Source organism: Streptomyces sp. MAI_2237 (assembly GCF_054189285.1).
Genome location: NZ_JAJPGQ010000002.1, coordinates 1,066,181 through 1,082,392 on the forward strand (window position 1 = coordinate 1,066,181; position 16,212 = coordinate 1,082,392).

The 16,212-nt window shown below is 67.9% G+C and carries 16 protein-coding genes, 1 tRNA gene and 1 pseudogene; 2 read left to right on the forward strand and 16 right to left on the reverse strand.

All coding sequences use genetic code 11. The features are described 5' to 3' along the window. Window positions 1-13 precede the first annotated feature (13 nt). The gene (locus LN251_RS09635; protein ID WP_458244035.1) at window positions 14-1,468 is read right to left on the reverse strand and encodes an MFS transporter; all 1,455 of its coding nucleotides are present in this window, start codon (window positions 1,466-1,468) and stop codon (window positions 14-16) included. A gap of 204 nt (window positions 1,469-1,672) precedes the next feature. Here LN251_RS09635 and LN251_RS09640 point away from each other — a divergent pair. Further along, a tRNA-Cys gene (locus LN251_RS09640) sits at window positions 1,673-1,744 on the forward strand. A 333-nt stretch (window positions 1,745-2,077) separates the two neighbouring features. Here the strand turns inward: LN251_RS09640 and LN251_RS09645 are convergent. The 13 genes and pseudogenes from LN251_RS09645 to LN251_RS09705 form a co-directional block, all read right to left on the reverse strand. Then, window positions 2,078-2,512, reverse strand: coding sequence for a hypothetical protein (locus LN251_RS09645; protein ID WP_458244036.1), 435 nt, complete (start codon window positions 2,510-2,512; stop codon window positions 2,078-2,080). Between the two features lie 217 nt (window positions 2,513-2,729). Next, on the reverse strand, window positions 2,730-4,010 hold the full coding sequence (locus LN251_RS09650) for a tyrosine-type recombinase/integrase (protein WP_458244037.1): 1,281 nt from the start codon (window positions 4,008-4,010) through the stop codon (window positions 2,730-2,732). Between the two features lie 85 nt (window positions 4,011-4,095). Then, window positions 4,096-4,323, reverse strand: a complete 228-nt coding sequence (locus LN251_RS09655; RefSeq protein ID WP_249841058.1) for a helix-turn-helix domain-containing protein — start codon at window positions 4,321-4,323, stop codon at window positions 4,096-4,098. A 342-nt stretch (window positions 4,324-4,665) separates the two neighbouring features. Then, a complete protein-coding gene (locus LN251_RS09660) occupies window positions 4,666-6,228 on the reverse strand; it encodes a YfjI family protein (protein WP_458244038.1) in 1,563 nt (520 codons plus the stop codon). A gap of 58 nt (window positions 6,229-6,286) precedes the next feature. Then, entirely contained in the window at window positions 6,287-6,544 is a 258-nt protein-coding gene (locus LN251_RS09665; RefSeq protein WP_458244039.1) for a hypothetical protein, read from the reverse strand. Further along, window positions 6,541-7,419 carry a bifunctional DNA primase/polymerase gene (locus LN251_RS09670; protein WP_458244040.1) on the reverse strand — a complete coding sequence of 293 codons (879 nt, stop codon included), beginning with the start codon at window positions 7,417-7,419 and terminating at the stop codon, window positions 6,541-6,543. The genes LN251_RS09665 and LN251_RS09670 overlap by 4 nt, the downstream gene beginning before the upstream one ends. After that, a complete protein-coding gene (locus LN251_RS09675; RefSeq protein WP_458244158.1) occupies window positions 7,416-8,141 on the reverse strand; it encodes a DNA methylase in 726 nt (241 codons plus the stop codon). The genes LN251_RS09670 and LN251_RS09675 overlap by 4 nt, the downstream gene beginning before the upstream one ends. A 124-nt stretch (window positions 8,142-8,265) precedes the next feature. After that, a complete protein-coding gene (locus tag LN251_RS09680) occupies window positions 8,266-8,736 on the reverse strand; it encodes a hypothetical protein (RefSeq protein WP_458244041.1) in 471 nt (156 codons plus the stop codon). A gap of 15 nt (window positions 8,737-8,751) precedes the next feature. Continuing rightward, window positions 8,752-8,946, reverse strand: coding sequence for a hypothetical protein (locus LN251_RS09685; RefSeq protein WP_458244042.1), 195 nt, complete (start codon window positions 8,944-8,946; stop codon window positions 8,752-8,754). 18 nt (window positions 8,947-8,964) lie between these two features. After that, on the reverse strand, window positions 8,965-9,216 hold the full coding sequence (locus LN251_RS09690; protein ID WP_458244043.1) for a hypothetical protein: 252 nt from the start codon (window positions 9,214-9,216) through the stop codon (window positions 8,965-8,967). A gap of 140 nt (window positions 9,217-9,356) precedes the next feature. Then, on the reverse strand, window positions 9,357-11,582 hold the full coding sequence (locus LN251_RS09695) for a cell division protein FtsK (RefSeq protein ID WP_458244044.1): 2,226 nt from the start codon (window positions 11,580-11,582) through the stop codon (window positions 9,357-9,359). Between the two features lie 84 nt (window positions 11,583-11,666). After that, on the reverse strand, window positions 11,667-12,050 hold the full coding sequence (locus LN251_RS09700; RefSeq protein ID WP_458244045.1) for an RRQRL motif-containing zinc-binding protein: 384 nt from the start codon (window positions 12,048-12,050) through the stop codon (window positions 11,667-11,669). Next, a pseudogene (locus LN251_RS09705) lies at window positions 12,047-12,779 on the reverse strand (conjugal transfer protein); the annotation flags it as partial. The pseudogene LN251_RS09705 and the gene LN251_RS09700, both read right to left, overlap by 4 nt. A 68-nt stretch (window positions 12,780-12,847) precedes the next feature. Between LN251_RS09705 and LN251_RS09710 the strand changes: the two are divergent. Then, window positions 12,848-13,894 (forward strand): XRE family transcriptional regulator, encoded by a 1,047-nt coding sequence (locus LN251_RS09710; RefSeq protein ID WP_458244046.1) that lies wholly within the window; start codon window positions 12,848-12,850, stop codon window positions 13,892-13,894. Window positions 13,895-14,017: 123 nt separating this feature from the next. On the opposite strand, the gene LN251_RS09715 is transcribed toward LN251_RS09710, so the two are convergent. Further along, the gene (locus tag LN251_RS09715) at window positions 14,018-15,277 is read right to left on the reverse strand and encodes a hypothetical protein (protein ID WP_458244047.1); all 1,260 of its coding nucleotides are present in this window, start codon (window positions 15,275-15,277) and stop codon (window positions 14,018-14,020) included. Then, the gene (locus LN251_RS09720) at window positions 15,237-15,689 is read right to left on the reverse strand and encodes a helix-turn-helix domain-containing protein (protein WP_458244048.1); all 453 of its coding nucleotides are present in this window, start codon (window positions 15,687-15,689) and stop codon (window positions 15,237-15,239) included. Before LN251_RS09720 ends, LN251_RS09715 begins: the two co-directional genes overlap by 41 nt. Window positions 15,690-16,212: the final 523 nt, after the last annotated feature.

A 16,212-nucleotide genomic window follows, 5' to 3' on the forward strand; every position in this document is an offset into this window, starting at 1 on the left:
ACAGCCGCCACCGCTACGACCGCCCCCGCAGCCGGGTGGCCACCCAGGCCCCGACCAGGGCGACGCCGGCCATCGGCAGGAAGACCGCGGCGAAGGCCACCGGATGCGAACCGGAGGCCTGGGTCGCGGTGTGGCTCACCGCTCCCCCGCCGAGCGCCGCGAAGGCCGCGCCGCCCGCCGCGAGCAGGACGGTGTTGGACAGGCCGTCGGAGATCTGCAGGGCGGCGGAGTTCGCACCGGCCTCCTCGGGGGCGGAGAGCTGGAGCAGCAGGACGCTGGTGGAGGAGATCACCAGGCCCATGCCGAAGCAGCCGACGGCCCAGGCGACGGCCACGGTCCACACGGGCACCGAGTGGATCAGCACACTGGGAGCGGTGGCGATCGCGGCCGTCACGAGCAGCATGCCCACGGTCATCAGCCGTTCCCGGTACGGCTCCACCCGCGCCCGGGACTGCAGCCACGACCCCAGGGCCCAGGTCCCGCCGCCGGCCGCAAGCGAGAACCCGGCCAGCGTCGGGGTGAGCCCCCGCTCGGTGACCAGCATCAGCGGCACGAAGGACTCGGCGGCGACGAAGGACCCCGCGGAGACGCCGCGCAGCAGCACGACGGACGGCAGCCCGCGCGCCGCCCGGTAGGTGCCGCGCGGGAGCAGCCCGCGCACGGCGGGCACGAGCAGCGCGGCGCCGGCGAGGCCGGGGAGCAGGGAGAGCCAGCGCAGGTCCTGGGCGGCGTACTGGAGCAGTCCGGCGCCCAGCGAGACGCCGAGCGCGAGCCGGATGCGGCGCCGGTCGGCGGAGGGGGCGGCGGTGTCACCGGGGGCGCCGGGGACGGCCACCGGGCCGGCCGCGCGCCGCCGTATCTGCGGCAGGGCGAGCGCGAGGGGGAAGACGACGAGGACGGGGATGCCGATGAACACCCAGCGCCAGCCGAGGTGTTCGGTCACCGCGCCGGACGCCAGCGGCCCCACGATCGACGGTACGACCCAGCCGGCCGCGAAGCCCGCCATGATCGCGGGCCGCAACCGTTCGGGGTAGGCCCGCCCGACGACGACGTACAGGGCGACGATCACGAGCCCGCCGCCCAGCCCCTGCACGGCCCGTCCGAGGATGAACAGCCACATCGCGGACGCCGTCCCGGCCAGCAGCAGCCCCGCCGCGAAGCAGCCGATCCCCGTCGTCAACGCCCCGAGCGGGCCCCGCCGGTCCGACCACTGCCCGGCGAACACCATGCCGAACAGGCTGGTGGTGAAGTACCCCGAGAACGCGAACGCGTACAGCCCCACCCCGTGCAGCTCCCGCGCCGCCACGGGCATCGCCGTCCCCACGGCCGTGGCCTCGAAGGCGATCAGCACCACGACGGACACGATCCCGACGCTGAGAGCCCGGTACTCCCGCCCCAGCACGCCTTCTTCACTACGGCCCGGGACCTGTTCTGCGACGGCGGCGTCACGCGGTTCGAGGACGGTCATGCCCGCCAGAGTAAGGTGCGCAGCCGCCCGTCACCCCTGTCGGAGGTCTCCCCCGCCCTCGTCCCTTGGTCGTACGCCCGACTCCCTTTCATGAACGGCGTATGGCAGTCCCGTTGCACCATCCCGGATTCCCTTGAGCCCCGCCACCCCCGCCCCTACGGTCGACACACCGAGTTCGGGAGCCCTCCCCGGCCCACCCGACCCGGCCGTGTGCCCGAGTGGTTCAGGGACTCGCCTGCAAAGCGAGTTACGCGGGTTCGATTCCCGCCACGGCCTCAAGTGGTTTGACCAGGAAAAACAACAGGGCGGCATCCACTCGTGGGTGCCGCCCTGTTGTCTGCCCGTCTCAGTTCCCGTCTCGCTTCGCCCGGCGCACGCAGGCTCCGTTGATGACGAACCGCGTCGCCGGGTTGTCGCATGTGATGACACCATGCTGACCATTCGGCCCTTCAGCGATCCTCCAGTTGACGAACTGGCCCGCCCGGCCGGGCGCCACGCGCCACGTAATGTGCGCGACCCGCCGGGTTCGTGTCGCGAGCTGGCGCGAAGCCGTTGAGGCAGACCTCTCGCCGCCCCGCCGGGAAGGCCACGAGCGAGACGGTGAGGGCATCAGACGGGTTCTGCGAAGATGCGGTTGCGGACCTCGTCGGGCGGGTGCGATTCGATCACGTAATCGCCGCCCTCTGTGTCGTTGGACAGGAAGATGAACCCTTGCGCATCGGCGCTCCAGAACGTCCAGCTTCCGTCCGACTGCAAGTTGGGGAAGAAGCTGTTCCGGGGTTCATGCTCGTATGGGTGCGCTTCGACCACCCGGTCGCCAGCTTCCGTGTCATTGGAGACGAACAGGTAGCAGTCCGTTGCTGGGTTGTAGAGGCGGACACCGCCGTTGCCGTCAGGCTTGGCCTCGAACTCATTGCGGAACTCGCCCGCATAGGGATGCGCCTCTACGACTCGATCAGGGCCTTTCATGTCGCCGGAAACGAAGAGCCACTGGCCGTTGTGCTGGTAGCTGTGAAGCCTGAACCTTCCGCTCGGAAGAGGCATAACCCGATCCCTTTCTTCCGAATATTCTCCCGTATGAACCATTTTCCCACAGTCCAGCTGTGACGGCGACATGACCAAAACACGATGAGCAAGGGGACGCCCCACCAGAGAGATCTTCAGCGGCTGAGGGTTCTCCACACCCTGTAACTCGCGTCTTTAAAGATCTCTAAATGGAAAGGGCGGTCTCGCAGAGACCGCCCTTTCAGGCGCTTCTGACTCAGTCAGCCCGCACGAGCGCCCCGGCGAGTCCGTCGTCATCGTCCGGTCGGTCTGCCTCGGCCTTCCAGATCAAGCCGTCAACCTGCCGCGCTACGTCGCCCCGTACCGCGTCGACCATGTGCTGATACCGAGCGGCCATGGCTGTGGTCGACCACCCCATGAGGCCCATGACGGCCCGTTCGGGAACTCCGAGGATGAGTAGGACGGTGGCGGCCGTGTGGCGCGCGTCGTGCAGCCTTCCGTCCCGCACCTTCGCCTCAGCCAAGAGATCCTTCCACTCAGTCCAGTCACGACGGTGGGACGGGCTACGGCCGTGCTCGTCCGGGAAGACCAGGCCGTTCTCCTCCCACCGCTTCCCGGCCGCTTCCCGCTCGGCTTCCTGCGCCTTGAGGTGCGTACGGAGTAGGTCAACGAGCTGTTCGGGGAGACCGACCGCCCGGCGGCCGGCGCGTGACTTGGTGACGGTCAACTCGGGGTTGGTCCGTCGCTTCTGCGGGCAGTACCCGGCGGCCTTGCGTCCGCAGGGCTCCACGCATCCGTGGGCGTACTGCGGCCGGTGGCGACTACGGCGGACAACGAGGAACCCTCCCTCGATGTCCACGTCATCCCACCTCAGCGCGAGCACCTCCCCTTGGCGGAGTCCGAGCGCGAGGGCAACGGCCCAGCGTGCGGAATTGCGGTGCTGATCAGCAGCCTTGAGCAACCGCTGCACCTCATGCACGCTGTAGGGCTCTACCTCGTGATCCCCTGTCTTCGGCGCCTTCGCCAACAGCACCGGGTTCCTGCCGAGATGTCCCCGCCGTACAGCCTCGTTGAGCGCGGCCCGAAAGGTCCGGTGCACCTGGTGAGCGGTCGCAGGCTTGCTGCCGTTGGCCTGCATCTTGGCGTAGAACACCTCAATGTGCTCGGGCTTCAGCCTGTCGAGACGGTGAGCGCCCAAGCCGGGAATGAGATGCTTCCGGACGGCCACGCCGTACCCAACCATCGTGTTGTCGTTCACGGCGAGAGGCGCGACGTTTTCAATCCAGTGCGTGAGCCATGACTTGACCGTCCACGCCTTGCCGGGCTTCTTCACGGTCTTGGCATCGCGTTGCTTCTCCAGCTCACGTACGGCCGCCGTCACTTCAGCGCGGGTCTTGCGTTCGACATGGCGCCGGTCCGGCGTGCCGTCGTCGCGGATACCGACGGTGACACGGCCGTGCCATTTCCCGTCCTTGCCGAAGTAGATCGAGCTGCGGCCGTTGGGCTGGCGGGTGCGCTTCTTCCTGTCCTCTGCCATGGGCAGGCTCCTGTTTCTTGCGTGTCGGGATGGGGACCGGGGCGGCGGGCTGTCCTGTCCGGGAGTGCCGCCGCCCCGGGCGTGGTCAAGCGGTGCGTTGGGCTGCACGGAGACGGGCGACGTACGCGGCCGGGGCGTCGGCGGGGACGCGGCGCAGGCGGCCGACGGGTACGGACTCCAGCTCTCCGGAGCGGATGAGCGCGTAGCAGGTGGTGCGGCCGATGCGGAGGCGGCGGGCGGCCTCTTCGACCTTGAGGAGGACCAGGGTGGGGTCGTCGTCGACGGGGGTCGTGAGGGTGCCGTGCTCGTCCAAGGCTCACTCCTGTGGGGCTGAGTTCGTGGGCAAGTGCCGCCGCACAAACCGCAAAATCCGCAGAAAAGCCGGGTGATGGCGCTGACCTGCGGTGATCCGGTGCGGGGGTAGCGGCGGTCGGGGCTCCGCAGAAACCCGCGTTATTCCGCAAAAATCAGCGGCACCCCTGGGCGGCCGTCGGCCGGTGCGGCGGGGCTCGGGTTTTTTGCGGAATTTCGCGGGATTGTGCGGCGGGACTCTCGCCGGACCGGTGCGGGGGTCCCGTCGCAGGTCAGCGGGGGCGCCGGGGGTTTATTGCGTTTTTGCGGTTTGTGCGGGAGGGGTTGAGGGTGCAGGGGCGGGTCAGCCGCCGCCCTGCCAGAGGCCGGGGTGGACCAGCAGACGGGGTGCGGGGGGTCGGCCGCGCTTGCCGGTGCGTTCGGGTTGGTAGGACCGCAGATATCCGTGGTCCTCCAGCAGGGCGAGGGCGGGTTCGAGGTCGGCGATGGTGGGCACCTCGGGGCGCGAGAGGACGGTGAAGACGTCCCGTCGGCTTACGTCCTCCCATCGGTTGTCCTTGAGCGCGTCCAAGACGCTGCGGGCGCGGGACAGGACGGGGTCGGCGCCCATGACGTCGAACACGGCGAGGGCGTGGGCGGTGTAGTACTCCCCCAGCTCGATGGCCGCGCGCATGGTGTCTTCCGTGACCGGGTGGGCGTAGCCGTTGCCGCCGTGTTCAGCGAGGTGCAGGAGAGCGGCCATGCGGGCGGTCGCCCCGGCCAGCTTTCCGGCCCAGTTGGAGATGTGGCCCAGCTTGCCGCCGCGCGCCTTGAGCTGCGGTTCGATGCGCTCCTGATAGGCGATCAGCGCCGCGTCCGCTTCCGGGGTGAGCTGGATGACGGCCGGGTCGGTCCACTCCGCCAGGGACAGGGCGAGGTCGATGACCTTCGCGGTGTAGGCGGCGGCCGTCTGCTCGGGGACCGGGTCGGTGATGATCTCGCGGTCGCCGACCGTAGAGACCGGCAGGGAGTACAGGAAGCGGGCCAGCAGTCCGCGTCCCTCGAACCCCTTCACCTTCCCGATGTCCTTGAGGACGTCCGGCTGCACGGCGAGGCCGATGGTCAGCGCGGGGGCGTCGATGTATTCGCGGCGGGTCTGCCGATTCACCCTCAGACGGTCCCCGGCATGCCCCTTGAGAAAGACTTCCATGTTGGGGGCGCCCGAGTAGCGGCCGGCGATGATGTCGAAAATCCCGCCCTCGGCGCTCATCACCGACAGCCGGCCGCCCTGTTCCGCCATGAGCGAGGTGACCGTCTCGGGGGTGGAGTCGTCCGCCAGCAACACCGGTTCGGCCGGCACGGTGAGCGTGTCGGCCGTCTGCGCCAACCCAACGGCGGTCTTCACCATGTCATCGCGCTTGTCGCCGTCGGCGGACGCGGCCTTAGCGGCTGCCTTGTCGGCCGCTTCCTTGGCCAGCCGCGCGGTCAGCTCCGCTTCCACGATCACCGGCTTCATCGCGGTCTTGAGCTGTTTCTCCGCCTCGTACAGGGGGTCGGTCAGCAGCGCAAAGACGGCCGACTTGCGGTTAGCGGGCGGGAGCGCCACCACGGTGTAGAGGTTGGTGGGCTCGCGCCAGTTGCCGCGCACGTGGACCACGGACCGGCCGCCGGCCGCCGTGGCGAGCACGGCCAGCGCGATCGAACCGGCGAGGTCGACGGGGGTTTGTGTCTCCTCGGCGACGGCGGTCACGAACTCCCCGAGCCATGCGGGCAGGACGTGGGCGGGGAACGGGGGCCGTTCGCGGCGGCCGGTGAGGGGGATGGGGTCCTCCCACGCCTCCGGTCCCGCGTCGTCGGCGGGCGGTTCCTCTTGCAGGGTGGGCAGTCCGGCCCACAGGTCGGGGCTGTCCACAGGCTGTGGAGTCATGAGGCGGCCCTCCCTTCGGTGGTGGTGTGCGGGCAGATGCCGGTGATGACGCGGGCGGTCAGTCGGATGACGGCGGCGCGGCCCCGGCGCGTTCGTGGGCCCCGCAGGCACAGAGCCAGTCCGCGACGGCGATGCCCTCGCACTGGATCTGTAGCCCCGGGGTGATGCCGGTGATGGTGACCGTCTGCGGGTCAGGACCAACGGCAGAAAGGACGCCCTTGCGGGCGGCGACCTTCGGTTCGCCCACGGTCGGCCGTTGCGGGCCCTGTAGGGCGTCCTGAGGGCCGTTCGTTGTGTTTCGTGATGCTTTGTTCATGCCGCCCGCTCCCCGGCCGTCGCAAGGCCGTTGGCGACCGCGCGGCGCGCGTAGGGCTCCGGGACACCGACCGAGACGGCGGTCGTCACGATTTCCTCGCCCATCGCGGCGAGGCCGCACGGTCCGGGGCAGGCGGTGTGTTGGGCGGCGAGGAACCGGGCGACGCCGAACGCTTGTGAGCCGGCGCCGGATTCGGTGCGGGCCCGCACCAGGGCGAGGCCGCGTTCGAGGCCGGTGCGGACGTAGCGCTCGGTGTGGCGGCACCCGGTGGCCACCTGCCGCGACCACGGGGCGCGCGCCGGGAGAGAAGAGGCCACCCCGCCCGGGGCGGGGGTGGTGTCTTCCTTCACCACCAGGGCGCGCACGGCGGCCGGGAGAACGGCCATGCGGCCGATCCCGGGTCCGAGCCAAGGGGCATACTGCGCTGCGGATTTGATGTCGACGCCCGGCTGTACCCCGTTCGCGGACGGCATGGCGCCCTGGTAGAGCCAGTGTTCGCCGCGCGTCGTCGCAACAGTGCGGGTGGCGGGCAGGGCCTTGCGGGCCCATGCGACGGCCGCCGCGTTGTCGAGGTCGACCACGGTCAGTCCGGCCCCGCCGGGGTGGTAGGCGACCGCCACCGCCCCACGCCAGGCTGGTACCCACATGGGCGAGGTGAGGACGTGCGCGTCGGCGGTCGCGGCGGCCCACGCGTGGCACGGAGCGGGGCACCGGCAGGGGCCCGCGGCCTTCATGTTGGGCCGGCCGCCGCACGCGTGTGCCTTGCAGGTGCGGCAGTTGCCGAACGGAACCTTGCCGCGCCGCAGGGGCAGGACCGGGACGCCAGCCGCCGCGAGGGCGAGGGCGACTTTGAGCGGTTCGGTCGTCGCGTTCATGCCGCCGCCCCCGATGTCGCCGTGGCGGCGAGGTAGGCGCGGCCGATGAACTCCGTGTAGGCGGGCGGGATCGCCTCTGTCAGTTCCTCGCGGACATCGGTCCACGTGATGCCCATGGCCGTCTGGAGTTCGGCCACGGTCGGCTTGCCGCCGCCGTTGCCGTACGCGGCCACGTAGGGGCCGTCGTAGAACCGGCCGTGCCGGTAGCCGCGTACCCGGCCCCGGTGCGGGACGTGCGCCGGCGTCGCGGCCGTCCACCCGCTCAACTCGAAGTTGCGGTGCCGGATGACCCCGAGCCCGAACATCTCGCCGCACAGCGTCAGATCCTTGCGGATCTGCGCGCGGCCGTTGGGCTGCTCGATGACGTACGGAAGACCGGTCGCGTCCAACATGTCTCGGGTGGGCGCCACCAAATCGGTGTGCGTGCGGCCCCATCCCTGCGAGGCGTTGGTGCCCACGGTCAGCGCGCATCCGTGCTGACACGGCAGCGACGCGTGGACGAACGCGTACCGGCGGATCTCGCCCGAGGCGATCAGGTGGGCGAGGTAGGTGAGGGCGTCGCCCCGGTGGCACGGGAAGGGGTAGTTGGGGCGGGCGGCGATGTCGCAGCCGTCGACCGCGAACCCGGCACGGTGGTAGCCCGTGCCGGCACCGCCGGCGCACGAGAAGAGGTCCAGCAGACGTGGCCGTGACCGGTGACTCATCAGGGTGGTGTGGGCCATCCGGCCCTCGCCGAGAAGATGCAGTTGGGGCATGCTGTAGGTCTCCTGTTCTGCTACGTCGGGATAGGAAGACCGGGGGCGGCGGGCTGTCCTTGTCCGGGAGTGCCGCCGCCCTCGGGCGTAGCTAGCCGTGGAAGTGGTTGCGCTTGATGACGGCCTTGCGGATGTTGACCGTGGTCCCGCCGCCGTGGCCGCTCGCGCTGAAGACCTGCACGGCGATCCAGCCGCCGAAGATGACGGCGGCGAGGATGATGAGCTGGTGGATGAGCGCGGCGAGGGCTGCGATGAAAGTGGTGAGCAGGACCAGTCCGCCGCACACCGCGCCGAAGCCGATTCCCCCGAGGGCGATGTTCACCGCCGCCCGGGATACGGCCGGCTTGGCCGCGACCGGTTCGGGCTTGGCGGGTTCGATGGCGTAGCCAGTGACGACGCGGCCGTCGGGCAGGACGACGCTCGCCACGGTCGGGACGGTGCCCGGCTGCACGGAGGTGAGCGGCGCGGTGTGCTGCATCGGTGTGAGCGGTGTGGGGTGGTGGATCTCCACGGCCGCCACCTCGTTCCCGGTCGGACGGCCGTATGCGGTGGGTTCGTTCACGATGCTGTGTCCGTTCTAGCGGCCGATGCCGGCGAGGGCGCCGGTGACGGCGGTGACGAGTTGGTTGACGGTGCCGGCCGCGCCGGTCCCGGCGAGGTAGAAGCCGAACAGGGCGACGGCGACGGCCGCGCCGAAGCCGACGGCCTTGAAGCGCAGCAACAGAAGCGCTCCGATGCCGAGCAGCAGGACGAGCGGGATGGTGATGACCACGGATGCCTCCCGAGGGGGTCAGCGGGTGCCGGCGCGGTAGGTGCGCGCGGCGCGGTTGTAGATCCAGCGGCCGACGCGTATGCGCTTGCCGGTGGCGTGGCAGCGGCGGCAGTCACGGCCGCGCTTGAGGCGTCCCTTGCGGTCGTGCTTGAGTTCGTGGCCCATGCCGGCGCAGGCGCGGCAGTCGCCGAACGGGCTGACCCAGCACTTGACGCTGTAACCGAGAGTGACGGCGAATATGCAGGCGATAGCGAGCAGAGGAAGGCTCATCAGGGGCCTCTCAGGCGGGGTTCGGGGGGTTTCCGCAGGTCGGCCGCTAGCCGCTAGCGGCCTGATCAGACGTGATTTGGGTCGCTAGCGGGGTCGCTAACGCTAGCGACGGCTGCCGCTAGCGTTAGCGACCCTCGGGGCTATCCGGCGTCGCGCTTCTCGTTGCGCTGTGTAATCGCGGCGGCGAGGTGGTCCCGCTTGATGCCGCGTTTGTTGACCGTCTTGCCGTCCACGCGACGGCCGATCTGCTCCGTGGCCACCCCGAACGGCTTGAGTGCTGCGGTCAGTGCTTCGGCCTTGGGCTTGGCCTCCAGTTCGGCCCATGCGCCGTAGGTGTCGGGGCGCAGGTCGGCGAGGCGGTCGAGGATGGTCTCGGACCACACCTTGGCCTCGCCCTTGCCGAGCACGGCCGCGACATCGTCCAGGATTGTCACGGACACCTCCGGGGCGGGAGCCTCGCCGGCCGCATCGCCGGTCAGCGTGCCCTCGGCCTCCCGCAGCGCGGCGGCCCGGGTGAGGATGCGTTCCGCGTCGCGGCCGTCGGCGAGGTAGGTGCGCACGATCCCCGAGTCATCGGACATGCCCTTGAGCAGGCCCACACCCTTGTGGGACTTCAGCAGCTTGGACGCGTCCAGACCCTCGCTGTACGAGCCGGCGCCCAAGACGACGTCGGAGACCTGCCAGGAACCCACCCGCAGGGCCAAGCGAGCCTGGTGCTGGTCCCGCAGCTCCGAGGGGCACGCCTTGTCGTCCGGCTTCTGCGTGGACGTCATCACCGAGACACCGACCGCTGGGGCGACCCGGGCGAGGTAGACCAGCAGCGACAGGATCTCCTTGCCGTGCTCGGGGTGCTGCAAGTACTCCTGCACCTCATCGATCACGAACAGGGTCAGGGGCATGTTCAGCTTCTTGTCCCGGCTGATCTCCGGGGTGAGCTTGCCCTCCGGGCAGATGTGCAGCGGCAGCTCCGAGAGCCGGTGGTAGCGGTCCTCGACGTCCGCCTTCAGCTCCCGCAGCGAGGTCAGCAGATGCGCCACCGGGTCGAACCCGTTCTTGGGCACGATGCCGAACGCGATGCGGTGCGCGACCAGCGCGAACTTGCGCCAGTCCGGTGACGCCTTGCCGTCGAACACGTACAGGCGCACGTACGGGTCCAGCGCGGCGGCAAGGGCGATGGCGCGGGCGGAGAACGTCTTGCCCTGCCGGGGTACGGCGCCGACCAGCAGCGACAGCCACAGCATGGTGGCCATGACCGGGTTGCCTCGCTCGTCCACGCCCCACGGGAACGGCTTCCAGAAGTCCACCCGCGTCGCCCCCAACAGCGGGGACTTGCCCGACGGGACGGCGAGCGGGTCACGGTCGGCGATCCAGTACGACACCCGCCACCCGCTCGTCTCGTCCTTGTCCAGGAAGAGCTGAGTGGGGGCGATATCCATACCGGAGGCGAGCCGACCGTGCGCCTTCAGCGCGTCCTCGAACGTCTTGCCGTACGGCAGATCCACCACCACCCGCCAACCGTCGCCGTCCCGGCCGATCGGCCGCGGGAACGCGATGGACTGATCCTTGGTGGTCAGCGAGGCCGCCTCATGGGCGCGGACGACGATGTCCGAGGACAGGCGCCGCTTGCGGAACGTCACCTTGGCCATGTCGATCAGCGGCCGGTCGGGGGGCGCCCCGACCGCCCCGAGCGTGGTAGTCAGCGCGGCCATGGCCAGCAGGAGCAGCCACGACGGCGCCATGACGTACAGGGTCAGGGCGGCGGCGAGGCCGACCACGGAGGCGATCGCGGCGACGATGCCCCGCAGGCGGACGCGGTCGTTGCGCTGCCGCGACAGCTTCAGGTACTCCGCCGCGTCCTCGTTGGCCACGGCCGCCAGCCGCAGGCCCTTGCCCTCGGCGTCGAACACCCACCGGCCGATCGCGGCCGACCAGCGCCACGCCCCGCGCGGCGAGTACCACAGCACCTTGGGCGTGTAGATGCACGGCAGGCGAACGGCGTGATAGCCGACCACGGCCGAGTAGTGCCGCAGAGCCCACTTGCGGACGGCCTTGCGCTGATCGGGCAGCTTCACCCAGTCCGGCAGGACAGGCATCCGGGCCTTGTCCTTGGCCTCCATCCACTCCGCCACCGAGGGCGGGTAGACCTCGCGCGGCGGGTCCACCGGGGCCCCCTCGGCAAGGCCCTCGCCCTCGGGGCCGTCGGTGTCGGGGAGTTCGGCCTCCCACTCACCCGGCTTCGCCTCATCCTCAGCAAAACTGGGCGGCGGGGCGGGGGTCTTCTTCAGCGTGAACGGCAGCACGGCGGCCGTCTGCTCGTCGGTGCCCTCCGGGGCGTCCGGGGGTGGGAAGGTGGGGTTCTCGGTCACGATGGACGTGCTCCTTCGGGAGTCGAAGGGTCCGGCCGGCTTGCTGTGGAAGGTGGGGCGGCCGGACCCGGGATGCGGGATGGTTCAGGCAGCGCGCTGTTCTTCGGGGTAGGCGCAGGTCACGCAGGTTCCGAGCGTGGGCGGGATGACGTATCCGGCATCCCGGCGGCACTCGGGGCAGCGGCGGCGGGCGCGCATCATCGCTTCGTGCGCACGCCACCGGCCCTCGGTCATGGGGCGCACCGGCCGGGCGAGGTCGACCCGGTACAGGTACGCGGTCAGCGGCTCCCGGCGACGACGCGGGCGCAGGATCTGTGCCGCGATGTCCTGGCCGCCTGGCCGCAGTCCACGGATGCGGAGTTGGCGGCGGGTGGCCAAGTCGTCGGGGGCGCACCGCCATGGGAAGGTGGGGATGCCGAAGTGCTCCCCGGTCGGGTCGAAGCAGTCGGCGAGGGTCAGCCGCTTCACGCGGCCTTACCACCGTCGTCGGCGCGCTCGGCGAGCAGCGTGTCCCGCAGCATCCGCGCGTTCGCCGGCGAGGTGCGGACCGTGCGGCGGATGCCCTCCGCCGTGATCCGGTCGGCGGGCCAATCAGCGGTCGCGGTGCGAGCCTCGGCGAGCAACTGTTCGCGCGTGCGCTTGGGTCGGGGCGATCGTGCCACCTCCGGAACCCGACCGGTCGCCCGACGGGATCGGGGGGAGTCGGCCGCCACCGCCCGACGTCCGGTCGGCGCAGGATCGGCCTTGACCGGGTCGACCGCCGGGGCGATCGCGGGAACCGGCTTGAACGGGAGAGTCGGCTTCACGAAGTCGACCGACACCGGATCGGGCACCGACAGCCGCGTCAACACCACGGACGGGCGCGAGGGCGGCATCCGCGCCGTCCGTGATCCGGTCGCGCTGGACGCCCAGCAGCCTCGATCCGAGGGCCGCGTCGCCGACTCCGACCTTGCGGGCCAGTCGCCACGATGCCCGATCGGAGCGCTTACGCACTCGGTTGACCGGGTGGTGTGCGGCACGGGCCCGGTGGTAGGCGAGGGCCTGCACGATGTCGGCGGTACGCCGCTCGTTCTCTGCATCCCGGCCGTCGGTGTGGACGACGATCCGACGAGCGAGGAACGCCATGCCCTCGGCTGAGACGGACATACCCATCGGGGTCAGGGCGTAGATCACGGTCCGGCCGGTGTCCGGTGCTGATTCGCCAGTGGAAGCGCTGGGAGTCCGGCCAAGCACCGAACGATTTCTACCAGCCGATCATCGCGGCGGTGTTCGGCACGGTCACACATGCACTCTTCCCCGCTCCGTCACGGCGGGACGGTGACAGGGAGATCCTGACAGCGAGCGGGATGGAGACTCTAGAGATCGTGAGTCGCCTGAACCGGTCCGATGTGGATAGCGCGACCCTCGATGCCCTCCGGATCACCACGGATCGGCTTTGCTCTGAATACCCCTACATGCCGAGTGGACAGCTGCTTATTGAGGGGCGGCAGTGGCTGCGCCGCGTCGTTGACCTGACCGGGAAGAACCTTACGCTCGCCCAACACCGCGAGGTACTCGCCCTGTCGGGCTGGCTCGCTCTGCTGGTCGGCTGCGTCGAGTACGACTCAGGAGACCGCCACGCGGCCGAGTCGACGCGCCGTGCCGCACTGTCGCTCGCGACGGAGGCAGAACACCCCGAGGTGGCGGGGTGGGCTCACGAGATGCGGGCTTGGTTCGCCCTCACGACCGGGGACTATCGCAGCGTCATCGCGGCAGCGCAGGCCGGATCAGAGGCAGCGCCGAACCACAGCGTTGCGGTGCAACTTGCTGGCCAGGAAGCAAAGGCGTGGGCGCGACTCGGAGACCGCCGGCAGGTTGAGGTAGCGCTGGACAAGGGGCGTCGGCTGCTTGAAGGGATGCCGCATCCCGAGAACCTCGACAACCACTTTGTGGTAGACCCCGCCAAGTTCGATTTCTACTCGATGGACTGCTACCGGCTGGTCGGCGAAGACCGACTTGCCCGGACACTCGCGGAAGAGGTTCTACGCGCCGGAACGGACTTCGACGGCATGGAACGCTCGCCCATGCGGAACGCCGAAGCGCGGGTGACGCTCGGAGTCACGGCAGCGCGTGAGGGCGACCTCGAACAGGCACTCATTCATGGCCAGCGAGCGCTACAGGGCGACCGACAGTCCGTCCCCTCCCTCATCATGACCAGCCGAGAACTCGCGGCCGTCATGAGGCAGCGCTACGGCAAGGAACCGGCGGCACAGGACTACTTGAACAACCTGCAAGACCTGGGCCGTGGGAAACCGGGATTCCTCCCTGCCTGAGCGGCACGAACAGAAGCGGGCGCGGCCTCCTAGTGAGGCCGCGTCTTCCGTCTATTTGGGCTATCGCGGGCAAGAGGGCGCCAGCATCCCTGAGCCAGAGCACACATAAAAGGGACTCCACCACTAACGCTCTTCACCAGAAAGCATATTCAGCAAACGGTCGACTACTGGCGAGTATTCGATCTCCGCGACCTCACCAACTTCGATATAGCCAGCAGCGAATTCCCGCACCATGTAACTGCGCACCTCAGCGGCAAGACCTTTCGCAATAATCGCATCGACAATGCGGCCAGCGATGCTGGTCTCCCATCTCAAGTCGAGCGATTCGATGAGGATCGAGCAGAATTCTGCCAGCTCAAACATGTCACACATGCCAGCAAGCAGCAACTCGGCCATCAACGGGTTCGAGTATCTGTCAGCTTTCTGGATTTGACGTAGAAGCATATGGGGTTGGAGCTTATCACTTCGCTTAACTGACTGAAGAAACTCGGTCACCAAGATTCTTACTTCAGCATCACGACCCGACTCGGCGATTACTGGACCGAAAACTGATGAAATTCCAGTTAAGGTCACGGTTTGCCTGACAAGATCAGCTGAAGCCCCCTGCTCCCCAATGGAAATCAAATGGTCTACGACATCAAAAAATCGCCCCACCCTCTCTGGAAAACTCCGATGGTGACCAAACCACCGGTAGGTAATATCGGCTAGCTTGATACGATTGGTCTTTGAGTGCTGGCGCGCTTCTGCGTAGAGCGTGCAGAACTGAAGCAGGTCCTCGCAACTCCTCCTACCGACCACTTTGTATACCTGCCCAGTGACGCCCATATAGGACAGTGTTCGCGCGGGGCCCAGCACTTCATAGTTAAGGACCAAGTCCACGATGTTGAGAATAGGGCGCTGCCGGCAATAATCGCTTACAAGCTGATTCGCGGGTTCCTCCATTCCTTGACCGAACAGCCAAATGGAGAGTTGAGCCACGTCGACACTGGAGCGACTCAACGCGAATTCTGCAAGCTCCCGATAGATTTCAGCATCTTCAGCCGTCTGCAATTTAGCCTGGACGAACCCAATCGGTACATCAACACCGTCGACCCCATCCCTTTCCCGTCTCTCAGCCACGTCGATTTCTATCGCAATAGCCTGTGCTTCCAGCTGAGTACACCGATGCTCGGCTTCCCTCTTCTGCTCGACTGTATCCTTCAGCTCCGCTCTCAATCGCGCGATTTGCTCCAGTAGTTCTTGACGCTCATCTCGATGCCTTTGCGCTTCTCCCTTTAAAGCCAAAAGTTCGGCATCGCTCCGAATGCGATCTGCAATCCAGTCTGATTGGGCCTGCGCGAGTTCACGTCGGCTTTCTTCTGCTTCGGGCCTGCCGCCGCTCAAGCAACCCCTCAAGCGCTTCTTGATGCAGAAGTAGACGCTTCACTTCGCGCTGATACTTGCTCACCTCACTGCGCATGGTTTCGACTCTGAATAGCTCCGGGTCATAAACCCGCAGGGCACCATTACGCAATTGCTCTAAGCGCACACGAGTTTCATCCGTGATCAATGTCCGACGATGGCTTTCAACCTCGCGCAACAGTCGATCAATGAACTCTTGCGTAGCCACCCGCCTGCCATTCAGGAAACGAGAAACGTAGCTTTTGTCATAGTTTGCCCTTATTGCGTACTGTTGCTGGCTGATACCGAGACTCTTGAAGATGATGGTCAACTCGGTTGCCAGAGCTGCAACCTCCGGCAGAGTGCTTACCTCTATCTCTGACCGACGTCTGGCTGACCTGCGGTCTTCCCCCAATGCTTACCTCCCACTGTTGATGCCCATTGTTGCATCGAAAGAGTCAACAGATGCGGCTTCTTGCAACTGAGAGCCGACGTGCAAGGTGAGCAGCGTCCGAACGAACCCAAGGGGTGTCCGTTGCTCACACCGACGATGTTTTCCCAACTAGCCTCCGCATCGCTCGCTCTGCAGCGCGTTGTTTTGGTTGCCTTGTGTCTCGTACCGGTTGTGCTGGTGACTATTGCCAGCGTTCCGGCGTTGTTGGTGCTGCCTTTCACTGCGCACGGTGCACAAAGATCCAGCAAGCTAATCCGCCAGCTTGTGGCGTGGACGCAGCGGATGCTTACCCACAGCAGACCATGAGCCACGCTATGCGGCGATGGGACCGGCTTCATCCGCCTCCCCGCAACCACGATGAGGAAGATTCATCGACGCCCTTGCGCGTCCAAGCGGAGCCTGATTCCGTGACCAGTCCTTGTCCTGGTCTTTGTCCAGTGCGCTGACGGCCGCCACCGTTCATCGCCGTACGTGGACCCCGTCT